Source organism: Streptomyces sp. NBC_00433 (assembly GCA_036015235.1).
In the GTDB taxonomy this organism is placed as follows: Bacteria; Actinomycetota; Actinomycetes; order Streptomycetales; family Streptomycetaceae; genus Actinacidiphila.
The window spans coordinates 437,519-456,215 of the sequence record CP107926.1 but is presented as its reverse complement, the minus strand read 5'-3'; the positions used below and the strand labels follow the sequence as shown (position 1 = coordinate 456,215).

At 74.2% G+C, this 18,697-nt stretch carries 16 protein-coding genes and 1 pseudogene; 10 read left to right on the top strand and 7 right to left on the bottom strand.

The genetic code is table 11. The features are described from left to right. Window positions 1-1,551 carry a Re/Si-specific NAD(P)(+) transhydrogenase subunit alpha gene (locus tag OG900_01865; GenBank protein ID WUH89001.1) on the bottom strand — a complete coding sequence of 517 codons (1,551 nt, stop codon included), beginning with the start codon at window positions 1,549-1,551 and terminating at the stop codon, window positions 1-3. A gap of 239 nt (window positions 1,552-1,790) precedes the next feature. On the opposite strand from OG900_01865, the gene OG900_01860 reads away from it, so the two are divergent. From OG900_01860 to thrS, 3 genes are all read left to right on the top strand, one after another. After that, window positions 1,791-3,176 (top strand): protein kinase, encoded by a 1,386-nt coding sequence (locus OG900_01860; GenBank protein ID WUH89000.1) that lies wholly within the window; start codon window positions 1,791-1,793, stop codon window positions 3,174-3,176. 589 nt (window positions 3,177-3,765) lie between these two features. Next, window positions 3,766-3,996 (top strand): hypothetical protein, encoded by a 231-nt coding sequence (locus OG900_01855; GenBank protein WUH88999.1) that lies wholly within the window; start codon window positions 3,766-3,768, stop codon window positions 3,994-3,996. A gap of 134 nt (window positions 3,997-4,130) precedes the next feature. Next, window positions 4,131-5,363, top strand: a complete 1,233-nt coding sequence (gene thrS, locus OG900_01850) for a threonine--tRNA ligase (GenBank protein WUH88998.1) — start codon at window positions 4,131-4,133, stop codon at window positions 5,361-5,363. Between the two features lie 117 nt (window positions 5,364-5,480). On the opposite strand, the gene OG900_01845 is transcribed toward thrS, so the two are convergent. Continuing rightward, the gene (locus OG900_01845) at window positions 5,481-5,924 is read right to left on the bottom strand and encodes a MarR family transcriptional regulator (protein WUH88997.1); all 444 of its coding nucleotides are present in this window, start codon (window positions 5,922-5,924) and stop codon (window positions 5,481-5,483) included. Between the two features lie 129 nt (window positions 5,925-6,053). Here OG900_01845 and OG900_01840 point away from each other — a divergent pair, with 129 nt between their 5' ends. After that, window positions 6,054-7,016: an NAD(P)-dependent oxidoreductase gene (locus tag OG900_01840; protein WUH88996.1), complete on the top strand. Its 963-nt coding sequence runs from the start codon at window positions 6,054-6,056 to the stop codon at window positions 7,014-7,016. A gap of 8 nt (window positions 7,017-7,024) precedes the next feature. Here OG900_01840 and OG900_01835 read toward each other — a convergent pair. From OG900_01835 to OG900_01820, 4 genes and pseudogenes are all read right to left on the bottom strand, one after another. After that, window positions 7,025-7,806, bottom strand: a pseudogene (locus OG900_01835) (M20/M25/M40 family metallo-hydrolase). Between the two features lie 147 nt (window positions 7,807-7,953). Beyond that, window positions 7,954-8,139, bottom strand: a complete 186-nt coding sequence (locus tag OG900_01830) for a DUF6126 family protein (GenBank protein WUH88995.1) — start codon at window positions 8,137-8,139, stop codon at window positions 7,954-7,956. Continuing rightward, the gene (locus OG900_01825; protein ID WUH88994.1) at window positions 8,136-8,807 is read right to left on the bottom strand and encodes an XRE family transcriptional regulator; all 672 of its coding nucleotides are present in this window, start codon (window positions 8,805-8,807) and stop codon (window positions 8,136-8,138) included. The genes OG900_01830 and OG900_01825 overlap by 4 nt, the downstream gene beginning before the upstream one ends. Window positions 8,808-8,878: 71 nt before the next feature. Continuing rightward, a complete protein-coding gene (locus OG900_01820) occupies window positions 8,879-9,952 on the bottom strand; it encodes an NAD(+)/NADH kinase (protein ID WUH88993.1) in 1,074 nt (357 codons plus the stop codon). 581 nt (window positions 9,953-10,533) lie between these two features. Here OG900_01820 and OG900_01815 point away from each other — a divergent pair. The 3 genes from OG900_01815 (at window position 10,534) to OG900_01805 (ending at window position 14,742) form a co-directional block, all read left to right on the top strand. Beyond that, window positions 10,534-11,088, top strand: a complete 555-nt coding sequence (locus OG900_01815; GenBank protein WUH88992.1) for a GNAT family N-acetyltransferase — start codon at window positions 10,534-10,536, stop codon at window positions 11,086-11,088. A 185-nt stretch (window positions 11,089-11,273) separates the two neighbouring features. Further along, window positions 11,274-13,355 carry a SpoIIE family protein phosphatase gene (locus tag OG900_01810; protein ID WUH88991.1) on the top strand — a complete coding sequence of 694 codons (2,082 nt, stop codon included), beginning with the start codon at window positions 11,274-11,276 and terminating at the stop codon, window positions 13,353-13,355. A 214-nt stretch (window positions 13,356-13,569) separates the two neighbouring features. Continuing rightward, window positions 13,570-14,742 (top strand): hypothetical protein, encoded by a 1,173-nt coding sequence (locus OG900_01805; protein WUH88990.1) that lies wholly within the window; start codon window positions 13,570-13,572, stop codon window positions 14,740-14,742. 34 nt (window positions 14,743-14,776) lie between these two features. Here OG900_01805 and OG900_01800 read toward each other — a convergent pair whose 3' ends face one another. Further along, complete coding sequence (locus OG900_01800; GenBank protein ID WUH88989.1) at window positions 14,777-15,652, bottom strand: LysR family transcriptional regulator; 876 nt, start codon at window positions 15,650-15,652, stop codon at window positions 14,777-14,779. A gap of 123 nt (window positions 15,653-15,775) precedes the next feature. On the opposite strand from OG900_01800, the gene OG900_01795 reads away from it, so the two are divergent. The 3 genes from OG900_01795 (at window position 15,776) to OG900_01785 (ending at window position 18,683) form a co-directional block, all read left to right on the top strand. After that, window positions 15,776-16,810 (top strand): aldo/keto reductase, encoded by a 1,035-nt coding sequence (locus tag OG900_01795; protein WUH88988.1) that lies wholly within the window; start codon window positions 15,776-15,778, stop codon window positions 16,808-16,810. 147 nt (window positions 16,811-16,957) lie between these two features. Next, entirely contained in the window at window positions 16,958-17,704 is a 747-nt protein-coding gene (locus OG900_01790; protein ID WUH88987.1) for a beta-glucanase, read from the top strand. Between the two features lie 118 nt (window positions 17,705-17,822). Next, window positions 17,823-18,683 carry a VOC family protein gene (locus OG900_01785; GenBank protein WUH88986.1) on the top strand — a complete coding sequence of 287 codons (861 nt, stop codon included), beginning with the start codon at window positions 17,823-17,825 and terminating at the stop codon, window positions 18,681-18,683. Window positions 18,684-18,697: the final 14 nt, after the last annotated feature.

The following is an 18,697-nucleotide window of genomic DNA, read 5'->3' as shown; positions in this document are numbered from 1 at the left end:
TCAGTCCTTCGCGAACATGCTGAGCATGCGCCGGGTCACGGCGAAGCCGCCGAAGATGTTGATGGACGCCAGCAGCACCGCCACGAAGGACAGCACCGTCACCGCGGTGTGCGCGTGCCCGATCTGCAGCAGCGCGCCGACCACGATGATGCCGGAGATCGCGTTGGTCACCGACATCAGCGGGGTGTGCAGGGCGTGGTGCACGTGGCCGATCACGTAGTAGCCGATGACGATCGCCAGCACGAAGACCGTCAGGTTGCCGATCAACTGCTCGGGCGCGAAGGCCGTCACCAGGAACAGCACCGCCGCGCCCAGCCCCACCAGCGCGTACGTACGGCCCGGCGACGCCGCCTTGCGGGGCGCCACCGCGGCCGCGGCCGGGGCGGCAGCGGCGACGGCCGGCGCCGCGGACACCTGGACCTGGGGCGGCGGCCAGGTCTTCGCACCGTCCCGCACCACCGTCACCGAGCGCTGCACCACGTCGTCGAAGTCCAGCACCAACTGCCCGTCCTTGCCCGGGGTCAGCAGCTTCAGCAGATTCACCAGGTTGGTGCCGTACAGCTGGGAGGCCTGCGCGGGCAGCCGGGACGCCAGGTCGGTGTAGCCGATGATCGTCACCTGGTTGGCGGTGACCACGACCTCGCCGGCGACCGTGCCCGCCACGTTGCCGCCCTGCGCCGCGGCCATGTCCACGATCACGCTGCCCGGCCGCATGCTCGCCACCATCTCCTCGGTGATCAGCAGCGGGGCGGGCCTGCCGGGGATCAGGGCGGTGGTGATGACGATGTCCACCTCGGGGGCCTGGCGCGCGTACAGCGCGGCCGCGAGGGTGTTGTAGTCGTCCGACATCTCCTTGGCATAGCCGGTCGCGCTCACCTCCGCCTCGGCCGACTCCACCGACAGGAACTCCCCGCCGAGCGACCGGACCTGGTCGGCGACCTCGGGGCGCGGGTCGGTCGCCCGTACGATCGCCCCGAGGCTGCCTGCCGCGCCGATCGCCGCGAGGCCGGCCACCCCGGCGCCCGCGACCAGCACCTTCGCCGGCGGCACCTTGCCCGCCGCGGTGACCTGGCCGGTGAAGAACCGCCCGAAGGCGTGCGCGGCCTCCACCACCGCCCGGTAGCCGGCGATGTTGGCCATCGAGCTGAGCACGTCGAGCGACTGGGCGCGGGAGATCCGCGGCACCGCGTCCATCGCGAGCGCGGTGACCGGCCGCCGCGCGAGCGCGTCGAGCAGGTCGGGATTCTGCGCGGGGCCGAGCAGGGAGATCAGCGTCGAGCCGTCCGCCAGCAGCGCGATCTCCTCCGCGGAAGGCGCGTCGACCGCGAGGACGACGTCGGCGCCCCACGCTTCCGTACGGCTCCCGATGTCCGCACCAGCTGCCCGGTAGGCCTCGTCGTCCAGGCTCGCCCCGAGCCCCGCACCGGACTCGACCACCACCTGGTAGCCCAGGTCGCGCAGTTGGGCCACCGTGACCGCGGTGGCCGCCACCCGCGTCTCACCGGCCCGTGACTCGGCCACGACGCCCACTCGTTGCCCTGGCTGACTCATATGGGTCCTCTCTGGTCGGCGAACCACCTCGGATGAGGCGATGACTACCGGGAAGGTAGCCGCAGTTCGTCCAGGCGTGCGCCTCCCAAAGCGGCCCAGTGCGTGCGCCGCCCCGGGCCTGCCGTCCGAAAACCACCCGCGCGTCCCGCTGCACGCCGCTGACGAGGGCGTGAGGCGGTGCGGAGCGGGGACGTGGGCTTCGTCATAATCGCGGGGTCGGACATGGGGGAGGGGCCCGGATGGAGCGGATCGGCGGCTACGGAGTCGAGCGCAAGCTCGGCGAGGGCGGCATGGGCACGGTGTGGCTGGCCCGTTCGCGGGGCGGGCGGCTCGTCGCGGTGAAGGTCGTCAGGCCCGAACTGGCCGCGGACCCGGGATTCCGGGCCCGCTTCAGGGGCGAGGTCGCGGCGGCCCGCAGCGTCGGCGGCTTCCACACCGCGCAGGTGGTCGACGCCGACCCCGAGGCCGCGGCGCCCTGGCTCGCGACCGCCTACGTACCGGGCCCGACGCTGGCCCAACTGCTGGCCGCCGAAGGGCCGATGGACGAGCCGCGGCTGAGCGCCCTGGGGGCGGCGCTCGCCGAGGCCCTGCAGGCGATCCACGGCTGCGGCCTGGTGCACAGGGACCTCAAGCCGGGCAACATCGTGATGGCCGCTGACGGCCCCCGGGTGCTGGACTTCGGCATCGCTCGGGCCATGGAGGACGCCAGGCTCACCGTCACCGGTACGGCCTTCGGCACACCGGGCTTCCTGGCGCCCGAGCAGGCCGAGGGGCTGGACGTCGGTCCCGCCGCCGACGTCTTCGCGCTCGGCGCGGTGCTGGTCGCGGCGGCGGGCGGCCGCGCCTTCGGCGGCGGCACTCCGGTGGCACTGGTCTACCGCTCCGTCCACCACGAGGCCGACGTGTCGGCCGTGCCCGAGCGGATGCGCCCGCTGGCCGCCGCCTGCCTGGAGAAGTCACCCGCGCACCGGCCCAGCGCCGAGCAACTCCTCGACCGGCTCAGCCCGTTGGCGTACGGCCCGCCGCGGGCCGAACCGGGCCGCACGTCCTACGACCTCGCACCGCCGAACGACCCGCGAGCCGCACCCGACACCCACGAGCCGTCCGCGCCCGTCTCCTACCCGCCCGGTACGCCGTCGCCGGGCCCGGAGCCGTACGCCCCTGGTGCACGGCCGCCCGCCCCCGTGCCGTACGACACGCCGCCGGCCCCTGCCGTGCCGGCGATGCCCGCCTACCCGCCGGCGGCCGCCGGCGCGGCGCCGGCGCCGGCGCTGCCGCCGTCACCGTACGGGCCCGGCGCCCCCATCCCGCCCATGGGCGCGGCAGGCGCAGGGCAGGGCGCCGCGCCCGAATTCCTCGCGATGGACCGCAAGAACGCCGTCGTCCTCGACGCGGCCGGCATGCTGCTCGGCACCGACGGCCGCGTCCTGGCCTTCCCCTGGCCCGCCGTCGACGTCGCCTGGTGCGAGCGGGGGCAGCGCCGCGGGCACGTCCTGGTCGTCGCCCTCGCCCTCCACGACGGCACCCTGCACTCCTGCGAGGTCACCACCCGCAGACCGGCCGAACTCGACGCCTGGATCGCCGCCTTCGACGCGACCCTGGCGTATTACAGCCCCGAGGTGTGAGCCGTAGCGGGCAGTCCCGCCGCCCGGCCGAAGGGTTGTGAACAGCCGCAGGTCCCTGAAGGCGCTGATCCGGGCCACGCCCACCGGGGTGCAGCTGAGCACCTGGATCACGTAGGCGCGGTGGCGGCCGTCGTGGCCGCGCCGATACGCCGCGAGCGCCGGCCGGCCGTTGGCGGACATCGCGACCGTCCGGAGATCGCCGGGCCGGCGCGGGAGGTGGTCCGCCGCCGCCCGGCATCGGCCGGGCGCTGGTCGACGAGGCGCTCAGGCGCGGCGCGAAGCGGGTGTACGCCGCCGCGCGGGAGCCGCTGGACGCTGCCGACGACCGCGTCACCCCGCTGACCACGGACGTCACCAGCGCGGAGCAGATCCGTGCGGCCGTCGGAAAGGTCGAGCCGCTCGACGTGCAGGTCGACAACGCCGGATCGCCCGCTACGACGACCTCGGCGACCGCGAGGCGCTCGAAGAGCACCAGGCGCTGCGCGGCATCCTGGGCGATCGGGGGCGCGCGTCCACGCCGTGCTGACCGGCCCGGTCGACACCGACGTGTCGCGCGGACTCGGACATACCGAAGGCGTCCCCCGAGGCCGTGGCGGCGGCCGTCTACGACGGGGTGGAGAAGGACCAGGAGGACATCTTCCCCGACCCGATGTCGGCGGCCATGGCGGAGGGCTGGCGCAACGGCGCGGCGAAGGCCTTCGGGCGCGAGGCGGGCGGGGCTCGTCCGGGCGGCGCGTGCCGCCGGGTGACGGGGCGCCCGGGGGCCGCGCCGCCGTACGGCTGCACCTGCCGCGCGACCCTGCTACCCTTCGCGGCATGAAGCGCTACGGACAGACGACGACGCCGGAGTACGTCCCGGCGCGCTGATCGATGTCCGTGAGCGAAGCCCCGGGGCGAGTGCCCCGGGGCTTCGCCGTGTGGTCACCCGCCCTGCCTGTCCGCGAGGAGACCACCGTGAACGACCACCGCAAGCTCGGCCGCGAACTGTCGCTGTTCGACACCGACCCGCTGATCGGCGCCGGGCTGCCCTACTGGCTCCCCGACGGCGCGGCCGTGCGGCACACCCTGGAGGAGTACATCCGGGAGGAGGAGCGCAGAGCCGGCTACCGGCACGTCTACTCACCCGTGCTGGGCAAGCGGGAGCTGTACGAGGTGTCGGGGCACTGGTCGCACTACAGCGACGACATGTTCCCGCCGATGGACGTCGGCGGCGAGCAGCTCGTGCTGCGGCCCAGCCTGTGCCCGCACCACGCCCTGATCTACCGCCGCCGCGCCCACAGCTACCGCGAGCTGCCGCTGCGGATCGCCGAACTCGGCGGGATGCACCGCTCCGAGCTGTCGGGGGTGCTCGGCGGCCTGACCCGGGTGCGGGCGATCCAGCTGAACGACGCGCACATCTTCTGCACCCTCGACCAGGTCGCCGACGAGGCGCGTTCGGCGCTGGCCATGATCGGGCGGGCGTACGCGGCGCTCGGCATCGAGCCGGTCCGCCACCGCCTGTCGCTGGCGGGACCGGGCGGGAAGTACGTCGGCGGCGAGGACGTGTGGCGGCGGGCCGCCGCGCTGCTGACCGAAGCACTCGAAGCGGCGGGGCTGGACTACGAGGCGGTGGAGGGCGAGGCCGCCTTCTACGGCCCCAAGATCGACATCCAGGTCGCCGACGCCGCCGGGCGGGAGAGCACTCTGTCCACCGTGCAGGTCGACTTCCACCAGCCCGAGCAGTTCGGCCTGGAGTACATCGGCGCCGACGGCGCCAAGCACCGCCCGGTGATGGTGCACCGCAGCATCGTCGGCAGCGTCGAGCGGGCCGTCGCCCACCTCATCGAGCAGCACGGCGGCGCCTTCCCCGGCTGGCTCGCCCCGGTCCAGCTGGTGCTGCTGCCGCTCACCGACGCCGAGGTGCCCTACGCCGCCGAGCTGCTGGAGAAGTGCCTCGACGAGGGCCTGCGGGCCGAGATCGCCCACCCGGCGGACGGCACCCTGGGCGCCAGGGTCAGGGCCGGCCGCCTCGCGCCCTACCAGGCGGTGCTCGGTCCCCGCGAGGCCGCCGCGGACGGTATGGCGCTGCGGCTGCGCGACGGCCGCAGGCCGGCACCGCTGCCGGCCGCCGAGGCCGTGCGGCGCATCGCGGCCCTGGTCCGTGCCCGCAGTGCCGACCTGTGGGACGACCAGGGCCGCGAGAACTAGGGGACGCGGACCAGCGGGTCCAGATCACCGCCCGCTGCCGTACGCGGAAGGCCGGGGGGCCGGGCGTGCGCGCCTGGGCCGGGCGCCGCGTCCCGGCGGCCTGACGCGCCGCGCCCGTCAGCCGGAGGCGTCCTCGTGCAGGGCCACGGCCTGGAGGGCGGCGCGGAATCGGGCCGCGTCGGGAGCGCTGAGCGGGGCCAGGAAGCGCCGCTCCGCCGCGTCGCTCGCCTCGGTCGCCTGCCGCAGCGTGTCCGCGCCCTTCACCGTCAGCACCACGACATTGCGGCGGCGGTCGTCCGGGTCGGGACGGCGGGCCACCAGGCCCCGGCCCTCCAGGGCGTCGAGGAAGGCGACCATCGTCGTCCTGTCCACGCCGAGCCGGCCCGCGGCCTGCTGCTGGGAGGCCGCCTCCTGCCCGGCGAGCACGAGCAGCACCGCCAGTTCGCGCCCGGTGACGCCGAACGGCGCGAGCGCTTCGGCGCTCAGCTCGGTGAGCCGCAGCTGCGCGTGCTTCATGAGATGGCCGAGCCGGCCGTTCAGCTCGGGTGCTGTGTTGGACATCGGGAAATTCTACCGCTAGCGTGAACGTCAGTGGAGCTGACGTTCCTTACATCTGACGATCAGGTCGATCGACGCGATGACGCATGCCGTTCGACCTGGCACAACCGACCCCGCAACGGAGCACTTCGGATGATCCTCATCACCGGCGGCCTGGGCTTCATCGGTACGCACACCGCCCGCGCGCTGCTCGACCTCGGCGAGTCCTGCGTGCTGGTCCAGCGGCGCAGTGTCACCGCCCTGCCCGCCGCCCTCGCCGCCGAGCACGGCACGCGGCTCTTCGTCGAGCAGGCCGACCTCGCCGACCGCGACCGGCTCCGCGAGATCGGCGACCGGCACCAGGTGACCGGCATCGTCCACCTCGCCGGGTCCGTGCCCTGGCCGCCCGGCCCCGGCGACCCGGTCGAGGCCGCCCGCGCGGCGCTCGACAGCCTGCTGAACGTGGTGCGGGCGGCGGCGGAACGGAAGGTCGCACGGGTCGTCACCGCCAGCACCATCGGCGTCTACTCGGGGGCGGAGACAGGCGCGGGCCCGCTGGAGGAGGACCTGCCGCTGCCGATGACGACCGGTCACGTCATCCCGGCCTTCAAGAAGATCGGCGAGCTGCTCACCGACCACCTCACCGCCGCCACCGGCGTCGACCTGGTCAACGCCCGCATATCCGCCGCCTGGGGCCCGCTCGGCCGCCCGGCGTCGGTCTTCTTCGCCGCCCCCCAGCTCGTCCACGCCGCCGCCCGAGGCACCGTTCCCGACCTGTCCGCGCTGTATGTCCCCGCGCACGCCGACCACGGCACCGACCTGATCTACGCCAAGGACTGCGGCCGGGCCCTGGCCCTGCTCCAGCAGGCACCGCGGCTGAACCACCGCACCTACAACGTCGCCTCCGGCCGGATCACCACCAACGCCGACATCACCGCCGCCCTCGCCCCCGCGATGCGGATCGACCTCCCCGCGGGCCGTGCCCCGCAGGCCCCCGCCGACATCTGCCTGGACATCACCCGCCTGCACCAGGACACCGGTTACACCCCCGCGTACGACACCGCCCGCGCCGTCGCCGACTACCTCGCCTGGCTCGGCGCGGGCAACGCCCGCTGAGGCGGGCCTCAGCCGCCGAGCCTGCCCAGGGCCGCGACGGTGAGGGCCTCCACCCCGGTGGTCAGGGTGGGCTGGACGACGGGTGCGAACTCGGGGGAGTGGCTGCTCGGCAGCTGGTCGTGGCCACTCTCCTGGAAGGCGGCGATCACCGTCGCGGTGTCCGGGACGGTGTTCTCCTTCGTCCCGGCCTGCAGCCGGCCCACCGTCACCACCGCGGTCTCCGTCGCCGGCACCTCGCGCGCCACGACGCCCCGCGGGCGCGCCACGACCGACGCGGCGAGCAGCACCGGGTCGACGGTCGCCTCGGGCCGCGAACCGTGGCCGCCGCGCCCGAAGAGCCCGTCCTCGACCATCCCGCGCGCACCGGCGACCAGCTCCTCGGCCGGCTGGAAGACCGCGAGCACGGTGCCCGACCAGTGGGTTCGCAGCCGCGGGAGCAGCGCCGCCGCCCCGGCCAGGGCCGCCACGTGCATGTCGTGCCCGCAGGCGTGGGCGACCGGCACGCTGTCCCCGTCGGGACCTGGCGCGTAGACCTCGGACGCGTACGGCGGCCCGGTCGCCTCGCGGACCGGACCGGACCGGCAGCGCGTCCATGCCGGCCCGCAGCATCACCACAGGACCCCCGCCGTTGCGCAGCACCCCGACCATGCCGGTGCCGCCGACGCCCTCGGCCACCTCGTACCCGGCGTCGGCCGGCGCCTGCGCGGCCTTCGCGGGCGGTACGGTGCTCGTGGCCCGACAGCTCGGGATGCCGGTGCAGGTCCTCGTAGAGCGATTCGAGCCCCGGCAAGGAGCTCGGCCTGCCACGCGTCGTCGGGAGGCGCCATCGGGTCGCCTTCCACTGGCCGTGCGGTGCGGTGTGGGCCGCGGACCGGCGAGGGCCGCGCGATGCGGCCATTCGATCACGCCGGCGCCGCGGGGCCACCCGGTGCGACGGTCAGTGCTTGCCGGCGATCTCGAAGAGGAAGTAGAGGTAGGCGGCGAGCAGGTGCGCGACCACCACGTAGACCAGCACCCGGGTGATGACCCCGCGCTGCTTGCGCTTCTCGCTGCCGTTGGTGGTGGGGACGACGACGGGGACGGGCTTCGGGGCGGCCTCGCGCGGGGTGGCTTCTGTGGTCATGACCGGTCTCCTCGTGGGGTGGCGGTGCGGTGCGCCGCGGGGAGCGCGGCGGTGGTGCGGGCGGACGGGGCGCCGACACACAGCGCGGACGTCTCGCTCTGCATGAGCGTGTGCATGAACAGCACGTCGGCCCCCGAGCCGCCGGCGGCGGCCAGCTGGTGCGGCACCAGCGAGTCGAAGTGCGCGGAGTCGCCGGGGGCGAGCGTGTGGGTGCGCTCGCCGAGCGTCAGGTCGAGCGTGCCGCCGGTGACGTACAGCCACTCCTCGCCCGGGTGCACCCGCACCAGCGCGCGCTGCGCCCCGGCCGGGATGTGCAGCCGGAGCGCCTGCATGGCCCGCCCGTTGCCGCCGGCCCGCCAGTACGTCCAGCCGCCGGCAGGCACCGCGGCCGCGTCGGCCCCGCGTACGATGGGATCGGGCTCGCCCGCGGTCTCACCCAGCAGGTCCGAGACCGTGGTCCCGTACATCCGGGCGAGCCCGAGCAGCACCGGGAGCGAGGGCTGGCGCAGCCCGGACTCCAGCCGCGACAGATGCGCCGCGGACAGTCCGGCCCGGCTCGCCGCGCTCTCCAGCGTCAGCCCGGCCGCCTGCCGCAGGTCCCGGAGCCGCGGGGCGAGGACGAGGTCGTCGTCGTGGGCCGCGGGGGGCTGGTGATCGGTGGCTGCCATGACTCCATGGAACAGCAGGACATGCCTGTGAGGCAAAAGTTTTGCCTCACAGGCAAATGCCCCCTGTGCGGCTACATGAGGGGGGAGGGGCCGCCCGGCGCCGTCAGCAGCGCCAGGTGGGCGAGGTCGTCGGGCGCGGGCGTGGTCAGCGACCACAGGGGTGCCGGGGTCCCGTCGGCGACCGCGGCCGGCGCGTCGGTCAGGTTCATCCGCTCCCGCAGCCGCCCGTAGAAGTCCATCGGCTCCAGCCGTACGGCCCGCAGCCGGCGCGGCGACCGGTAGACGCCGATCCAGTCCCCCGGGTCGAGCACGCCCCTGACCTGGCCGTCGATGCTGACCGCGGCCGGGCCGGAACGCTCCAGGATGCGCATGCCGACCGGCTCGTCAGGAGCCGCGACCACCGACCGGTCGAAGGCCATGTGCGGGGCGACCGGCGTGAAGACGAGGGCCTCGGCGCGCGGCGAGACCACCGGGCCGCCCGCGGCGAAGCTGTAGGCGGTCGAACCGGTCGGCGTGGCCACCAGCAGCGCGTCGGCCGAGTAGGACGCCAGGAGCCTGCCGCTGACGTAGACCCCGACGGACACCTGGCGGTCCCGGGAGAGCTTCTCCAGGACGACGTCGTTGAGCGCGGTGACGTCCAGCGGGATGCCCCACTCCTTGTCGACCAGGCAGTCCGGGCGCACCTGCGGCGGCGGTGGCAGCGGCCCCCGGCCGCGTCCCACCCATTCCTCCATCTCCGCCGGCACTTCGAGACGGCGGGAGGCGCGCAGGGCGAGCAGCATGCGGGTGTCGAGCCTGACCCGGTCCTCGCGCACCGAGTCCAGCGCGGCGCGGACGTCGCAGACCGACACCTCGGTCAGGAACCCCACCCGCCCCAGATCGACCCCCAGGACCGGGACGTCGGCGTCGACGGCCAGCCGCGCGCCCCGCAGGAAGGTCCCGTCGCCGCCCAGGGTGACGATGAGGTCGGGACTCCCCGCCGCCGCCACCTCCTCGCCAGGGCTGCGGCGGTCGCCTTCCCGCCACATGTCGATGTCGGCGCAGTGAACCCCGTGCTCCGCGCACCAGGCCCGCACCACGCGCGCCGCTTCCCCGGCCTCCGGGCGCCCGCCGTGCACGACCATGCCGAGTCGGCTCATCTCCATCGCCGCCTCCAGGACAGCTCGGTCACCAGATCACACCGGGCGAGCCGCCGGGTGCCCCGGCGGTACCGTCGTCCCCGTCGTCCCAGGATGGCCTCATCGGCCCGGCTCCGCATTCTCCGCACGCGACCCGGAAGCGGCGCGAGCCCGAGTACGGCCGGCCCGCCGCTACCGCCAGGGGCCGAGGGCGTGCCTGCCTCGGGTCCGGCCGCCTCGAAGCCCGCCGCGTAAGGTGTCTGCGGTCCGCCTCCGTACGTTCCCCGCGCCTGCATGACGTCCGCGAAGTCGACCCCGGCGGCGCCCACCCGGATCAGGTCGTCACCCGGCCCGGCGGCGGGGCGGCGCCGGTCGGTCGTCAGGACAACGTCCTCCGGCCCGCGGTGCGACCGCTGGACCAGGGCCCGTATCGTCCGCGTCTGCTCGGCTGTGTGCCGCTCGTCGATCTCCATGCACGGAACGTAGGAGTCTCACACTTGCGTCGAGGTCAAGGACCGGGCGAATCCCCTCCGCGACGAGGTCCGCAACGAGGGGCACTCCTCAGCGACTCCGACGCGCCACCGACCCGCCGACCCTGGAGAAGACGCGTGACCGACATATCCGTGCGCCTCGCCGATCCGGCCGACCGGCCGGCGATGGAGCGCCTCTGGCTGCTGTTCCGACATGACATGTCGGAATTCACCGAAGCGGTGCCCGATCCCGACGGGACCTTCCGGAGCGACCGGCTCGACGCCGCCTTCACGCAGGCCGACTGGGCGCCCTATCTGCTGACCAGCGGCGATTCCCCTGTCGGCCTGGCCTTCGTCCGCGCCCTGGCCGGCCCGACGCGCGTGCTGAACAGCTTCTTCGTGGTGCGTGGCATACGCAGGACGGGGATCGGGCTGCGTGCCGTTCAGGAGGTACTGATCAAGCACCCGGGGCCGTGGGAAGTCGCCTTCCAGGAGGACAACGCCGCCGCGGTCGGCTTCTGGCGCCGGGTCGCCGCCGAGGTCGCGGGCGACGCGTGGACCGAGGAGCGCAGGCCCGTACCCGATCGCCCGGATCTGCCGCCCGACAGCTGGATCTCGTTCACCGTCCGAGCCGGGGCCCGCGGCGGCGGGCCCCGCGTAGGCAGGCGTCAAGTGCCGCCCGCCGGCCGCTGAGGACGGCGATCCGTGCGGCGAGCCGCTCACGGTGGGCCTGCACCTGGCGCCTGTGGCGCCGCCGAGCACGGCGACCCGGCGGCGCCAGGTTCACCCGGTCGCACCGCCCCGGTGGCCGCGGGCCGGGGACCGGGCTCGGATGGGGGTGTCCGTCGCAGTGTCCTTCTGGCGAGAGGCCCGCTGCCGTGCCCGACAGGCCTTCAAAGCCGGCGTCAGACCGGGGGGAGCTGAACGACGCGGTCACCGACGCCGTCTTCTCCCAGTCGCCCGTGGGGCTCCACCTCTTCGACGCCGATCTCCGGCTGGTGCGGGTCAACACCGCGGCACGGCGGATCCGTGACTTCCCCGTGGACCAGTACGTCGGCTGCACCCTCGGCCAGATGATCCGGGCGTTCGACATCAGCGAGCCGGGGGAGATGGAGCGGGCCGTCACAGGCGTGCTGGAGAGCGGGCGGCCGGTCCTGGACCTGTGGATCCGGGCGCGGACCCGGTCGGATCCCCCGGTCGAGGCGATCGGGTCGCTCGCCGCCTTCCGCCTCCAGGACGACGCTTCCGGCGCGGTGCTCGGAGTCGCGCTCGCGCTCACGGACATCACCCGGCGGGTCCGCGCCGAAACCGGGCTGCGGCTGCTGAACGAGGCGGCCGCGCGGGTGGGGACGACCCTCGACACCTTCCGCACCGCGGCGGAATTCTGCGACCTGGTGGCGGAGGGGCTCGCCGACACCGTGGCCGTCGACGTCTTCGACTCCGTCTTCCGCGGGCAGGCCCCCACGCCGGCGTCGATCGACGAGGTCGCCGAGCTGCGCAGGGCAGGTTTCCGGTCCGCCGTCGAAGACCGCGGGCAAGGTGTGCCGGAGGTCGGCGAGATCGCCCTCTACCGCTCGGGCACGCCCCACCGCGAGGTGCTCGCCACCCTCGCCCCGGTCCTCTTCCGCGAGGTGGGGACGGACGAGTCGTGGTTCGCGGCGCCCAGCGACCGCAGATACGCCCGCCTCCGCGACTCGGGCGTCCATTCCATGATCATCACCCCGGTCCGGGCGCGCGGCGTCGTCCTCGGACTCGCGTCGTTCTACCGGTCGCGCAATCCGAGGGCCTTCGACGACGAGGATCTGGCGCTCGTCGAGCAGCTGACCGGGTGCGCCGCCCTGTGCCTGGACAATGCCCGCCTCTACGGGCGTGAGCGCTCGGTCGCGAGGATCGTGCAACGTGATCTGCGCGAGCCGAAGACGGCCGAGGTGCCCGCGCTGGACCTGGCCCACAGCTATCTGCCCGCCGGCGCCGGCGGCGGCTGGTTCGACGTCATCCCGCTGGCAGGCGCCCGCGTCGCACTCGTCGGAGGGAACGCCGTCCTGCGTACCGGCGACGCCCTGGCCTTCACCAGCGAGCTGCGTGCCGCCAGCGAGGCACTTTCCGGCCTCGACCTGACGCCCGACGAGATCCTGGAACGCCTGCACGACCTGTCCAGCCGCCCGCGCCCCGCCATGGCGCAGGCGCTCGCCGGCGCCCCGCAAGCCTGGGCGGCGGCAACCTGCCTGTACGTCGTCTACGACCCGGTGACCCGCGTCTGCACGGCGGCCAGTGCGGGGCATCCGGCTCCTGTCCTGCTGCGCGCCGACGGCGGGCAGGAGACGCTCGACGTCCCCATGGGGCCGCCCCTGGGACACGACATCGCGCGCTACGAGGTCACCGAGCGGGAACTGCCCGAGGGCAGCATCCTGCTGCTCCACAACGCGGCACTCCCGCTGGACCAGGACAGCACCGCACGCCTGCACCGGGCGCTGGCGAACCCGCACTCGACCCTCCAGAGCGCCTGCGACGCCGCCGTCGAGGCGCTGGCCCCCGAGCAGCCGGACCGCGACGTCTACCTGCTGGCCGCCCGCACGCGCACGCTCGGCGCCGGGCAGACGCACGCGTGGACCCTTCCCAACACCCCCGAGGCGGTCTCCCGGGCCCGCGGGCTGGTCTCCCGGCAACTCGCCGAGTGGGGCATCGAGGAGCTGGCCGACAGCACCGTTCTCGTCGTCAGCGAGCTGGTGACCAACGCCGTGCGCTATGCCACCGGTCCGATCGACCTCAGGCTCCTCCGCGCCGCCGTGCTCACCTGCGAGGTGACCGACAACAGCAGTACCGCGCCGCAGCTGCGCCGCGCGGTGGACACCGACGAGAACGGCCGCGGCCTGTTCATCACCGCGCAGCTCACCCAGCGCTGGGGGGTCCGGCGGGCCGGCCGGGGCAAGACCATCTGGGCCGAACTGACCGAAGCCTGATCGGGCGGCCGGACGGCCTGGTCTCCGCCGCCGCCGTCACCAGGTCACGCGCTGTCGCGGAGAGTGCCGGTCCGCTTATCCGATGTATATCCGGACGTATCAGGATGGCGATCGAAGCAGACGCCGCGGGACCGCGGGGGCGGGGGCAGGCGGCGATGTCCGATGCCTCGCGGCGGCTCGGCGGGCCTGAACGGCACAGGCGAAGGAGCCATGCATGATCGGGTACGAGATCGAGATCAGCCTTCCCGTCACCGACGCGGCGGGGAAGAAGATCGACGGGGACACCAAACTGGCGGAGAGCACCGCCCGGCACCCGGCGGGGCCCACGGGGAAGCCCCTCTTCCGGGTGGTCTCGGACTCCCGGTCCCTGCCGGGCGGCACGACATACTCCAACCTGGAGTTCGTCACCAAGCCCTGGTCCGTCGTCGGCGACGGCTTCACGAGCGGTCCCGTGGCGCTGCTGGACACCCTCCAGCGGATCCGGGTAGTCCGTGACGCCTTCTACGGCGCCGGCGCGGGCACGCTGAGCGGCTCGACCGGCGGCCTCCTGCAGACGCTGCCCGCGGGCAACGGCGCCCGGTTCGCGCCGAGGAACGGCTACCACGAGCACGCGGGGCAGCCCGGTGAAGGCGACGGCCTCTTCGTCCACTACTCGGTGGGCGTGCCGCTCGCCGGCATGGCGACCTTCTTCGACCGGCTGCGACCGGCCGCCCCGCTGCGCGAGGGCGTCTACCTGCCCGACGCCCGGCACCGGCTGCACCAGGCGCACCGCTTCGCCGAGACCGCCGCCGACAAGTTCGTGCCCCGGGGCCCCGCGACCCAGGCGGACGCGCTCCTCAGCGGGCAGGCGAGGCGCCGCCGGGAGGTGCTGGGCTATCTCCAGTTGCTGTTCATGCAGGTCACCGCGTTCGCCGACCATGCCGACGATGTCGAGAACGACCGTTCCATGGGCATCAAGAACCGGACCGTGGTGCTGAGCCGTGCGCCGCTCGCCGAGGTCCACGCCCGCCTCGACCCCGTGGTGCGGACCGCCCTGCGCAACAACCACGACGAACTCACCACGCTGCTCGCCGACGGCTACCACGAGCAGGGCCTGGCGGCGAAGAGGGAGTTCTACGAGACGGCCATCCGCGGGATCGAGGAGGACGACCCCGTCGTCCTGCTCGACTACACCAGGGCGGCGTTCACCGGCGAGGCGGCCATCCGGCAGCAGAGCGTCTTCGGCGGCATGCGCCAGATATCCTCCCACACCGAGGAGGAGGCGGTGATGGTGCCCTTCGAGATCCGCACCTTCGGCAAGCCGATGAAGTCCTGGACCGAGGTGGAGGACGACCTCAAGGACCTCTGCGCATGGGTGCAGAGCTCGTACGAACTCGGCATGGCCTGAGCCGGCCGGCACGTAAACGCGCGGCGGACCCGGCTCAGAGCCCCAGGTAGGACAGCAGCTCGCGGGCGGCCGGGCTGTGGCGGCCGTCGGAGGGGAGGGCGACGGAGACCTCCCAGGCCTGGTCCTCCTGGCCCTTCAGCGGGACCACCGCGAGCTGTGCCGCCTGCTCCTTGCGGGAGATCGGCTGCGGCACCACCGCGACGCCGAGCCCGTGCCGCACCATGTCGATCAGCGTGTGCACGTCGTAGACCTCGACGCCGACCCGGCGGGGCGTGCCGCTCGCCGCGAAGGCGCGGTCGGTCAGCCGCCTGGCACCCCAGTCCTGGTGCCAGTCCACGAACGTCTCGTCCGCCAGCTGCCCCCACTCCGCATAGGGGGCGCCCGCCAGCCGGTGCCCGGGGTCGCACAGCAGCACCATCGGCTCGCTGGTCAGCGGCAGCAGCCGCACACCGTCCGGCGGCGGCCCCGGCAGCGTGATGAAGGCGAGGTCGAGCCGCCCGTCGGCGACGTCCTGCGCCATCACCGCGGACCCGGCCTGCCGCAGCCTGATCTCCACATCGCCGTGCTCGGCGCGGAAGCGGGCGAGCAGCGCGCCCACGTCGACGTTGACGCACTGCTCGGTGCCCACCGCGAGGCTGCCGCGCAGCAGCCCCTGCACCGCGGCGACCGCGTCGCCCGCCGCCCTGGCCGCGGCCAGCGTGCGGGTCGCCTCGGCCAGCAGCGCCCGCCCCGCGCCGGTCAGTTCGACGCTGCGGGTGGTCCGGGTGAACAGCGCGGCGCCCAGCTCGCGCTCCAGTGCGCGTACCGACGCCGACAGCCCCGACTGGGACACCACCATCCGCTGCGCCGCCCGCGTGAAGTGCCGCTCCTCGGCGACGGCGACGAAGTATTCGAGTTGCCGCAGTTCCATGATTGAGAAACCTAGTCGATGAATCCATCCGCTTTCTTCTATTGGACGGTTCACCGCGGCGCGGGCCAGCATGGTCCGGTGGCCGTACGGCCACCGATGGGCCGCCTCAGAAGGAGCATTACCGTGGAGTACCGCAACCTCGGCCGCAGCGGATGCGCTGTCTCCGCCCTGTGCCTCGGCACCATGACCTTCGGTGCCGAGTCCGACGAGAAGACCGCCTTCGCCCAGCTCGACCGCTTCGTGGAGGCCGGCGGCACCTTCATCGACACCGCCGACGTCTACAGCGCGGGCCGCTCCGAGGAGATCGTCGGCCGCTGGCTCGCCGACCGCCCGGCCGACATCACCGACCAGGTGGTCATCGCCACCAAGGGCCGCTTCCCGATGGGCTCGGGCCCCAACGACGCCGGCCTGTCCCGGCGGCACCTCGACCGCGCCCTGACCGCCTCGCTGCGACGCCTCGGCGTCGACTCGATCGACCTCTACCAGGTGCACTCCTGGGACCCGCTGACCCCGGTCGAGGAGACGCTGCGCTTCCTGGACGACGCGGTCCGGCAGGGCCGTATCCACTACGTGGGCCTGTCGAACTACACCGGTTGGCAGCTCCAGAAGGCCGTCGACACCGCCGACTTCCGCGGCCTGGCCCGCCCGGTCACCCTCCAGCCGCAGTACAGCCTGCTCAGCCGGGAGATCGAGTGGGAGATCACCCCGGCGTGCGAGTCCGAGGGCCTGGGCCTGCTGCCCTGGAGCCCGCTCGGCGGCGGCTGGCTCACCGGCAAATACCGCCGCGACACGCGGCCCACCGGTGCCACCCGCCTCGGCGAGAACCCCGACCGCGGTGTGGAGGCCTACGACCGGCGGGCCGCCATGGCACGCACCTGGGCCGTGGTGGACGAGGTCCAGGCGGTCGCGGAGGAGTCCGGCGCCACGATGGCGCAGGTCGCGCTGGCCTGGCTGCTCGACCGCCCGGCGGTCACCTCCGTCATCCTCGGCGCCCGCACCGTCGAGCAGCTCGACGACAACCTCGGCTCGGCCGGCCTGCGGCTGACCGCCGAGCAGACGGCCAGGCTGGACCGCGCCAGCGACCCGGGCGCCGCGGACTACCCGTACGGGGTCCCCGGGGTCGACCAGCGCTCCCGGCGCATCGAGGGCGGCCGCTGACGCTCACCCCCGGCCGGCCCGGCGGCGCCCCTCCAGGGGGCGTGCGCCGGGCCGTGCGCGCCGGCACCGCGCTTCCGCACGCCGCTTACCGCGGGGCGGTCGAACCGGATTGAATGGGGTCATTCCGGCCGTCAGCAGGGAGCCCTTATGCTTGACCGCCCCACCGCCGCTGTGGTCTTCGACGCGCCCTTCACCGACCGCACCGCCTGGGCGGTCGGCCGGACCTCCGCCTATCCCGAGGACGGGCGGAATCCGGACGACAACAAGCTGGACGTGATCGGTCCGGGCTACGGCCCCACCGCCGACGGTGTCTTCACCGCCCGCCGCGCCCGCGGCGGTGACTGGCACACCGCACTGGTCTCCACCGAATACGCCCCCGGCGGCTTCGAGCTGCTGCCGGACGACGAGCTGACCGCGACCTGCGTCGTCCACGACGTCCAGGGCGCCTGGCCCGCGCTGTGGACGTGGGGCCGCGACAAGGGCGGGCGCCCGCAGCCCGGCCACGGCGAGGTCGACGCCTTCGAATACCACCCGACCCACCCCGGCCTGCTCGAACTGACCAACCATGTCCGCCCGGCCGCCCACTATGCCGAGGGCGCCGTCACCGCGGGCCGCCCGTTCGCGCTGCGCGTGGTCTTCGGCACCGCCAGCGTCGAGTGGTACGCCGACGGCCGGCTGCTCTACGCCGACCACCGGGGCGTCGGCCCGCACTGGCGTGCCTGGCCCATCGTCTGCGTCAGCGTCGCCGCCGGCCGCTACGGGCACCTGCCGCCCCGCCCCGGCACCGCCGAGCTGCACTGGCAGTGCACGGCGCTGACCGTGCGCCGAGCCCCCGCCGCGAGCGGCCGCGCAGGGGACACGAGCGGCGTAAGAGATCAGGATCACCCGGCATGATCACGCGCGGACCGGGCAGGTGCAGCGACGGCACCCCTGTGCGCCAGGGGTCCCGTCCCTACGGGCTTCCCCGTGAGCTCTCCCACGAGCATGAACCAGACGAATCGGAGTCGGTGCGATGACCGGGCGGCAGCCGGCCCATGACGACCAGCGCGCGGCACACGCGGCCGGCGGGACGACCCCGTCCGCCGGCGGCCAGGGCGCGAGCGGCACGGAGGACGTGGCGCGCGGCGCCCCCTGCTGGGTGAGCCTGACGACACGGGACCTGGCGGCCTCGGAGAAGTTCTACGGCACCGTTCTGGGCTGGGAATTCCGCTCCACGACCCTCGGCGAGCGCTTCGCCGTCGCGGTGACCGACGGCCGCCCGCTCGCCACGATCGGCGCGGTCGCCGCCGACATGCAGGTCGCGGTCAACTGGACACCCTTCTTCGCGGTCACCCAGGCCGACGAGGCGACCGCCAGGATCCGCGAGCGCAGCGCCACCGTGGCGCTCGGCCCGGTGTCCTTCGCGTCGGGCCGCGCGGTGCTGGCCGCCGACCGCGACGGCGCGGTCTTCGGCGTGTGGGACGGCAGGCTGCCCGGCGGCTGGCAGTCCTGGCACGACCGCGGCCCGGTCGTCGTCCGCCTGCGCACCAGGGATGCCTTCGAGGCGGCGATCTTCTACGGCGGCGTCCTGGAGTGGGGCGACGAGGGCGACGGCTGCTGCAGCGTGTCCTACGAGTACGAGCGGGCCGAGGTCGTCGTCCGCAACCGCGGCGAAGTGGTGGCCAGGATCTCCTCGGGCGCGGTCGAGGCCGCACCCGACCCGGCGATCCGCCCGCACTGGGCCGTCCACTTCGCGGTCGACGACGTCACGGCGCGGGTCGACGCCGCCCGCGAGCTGGGCGGCACGGTGATCGCCACGGGCACGGCCCCGGCCGGCCCGTGGGCCGACCTGCGGGACCCCGACGGCGGCCTTTTCACCCTGATCTCCCGGTAGCCGCGCGCCGGCGC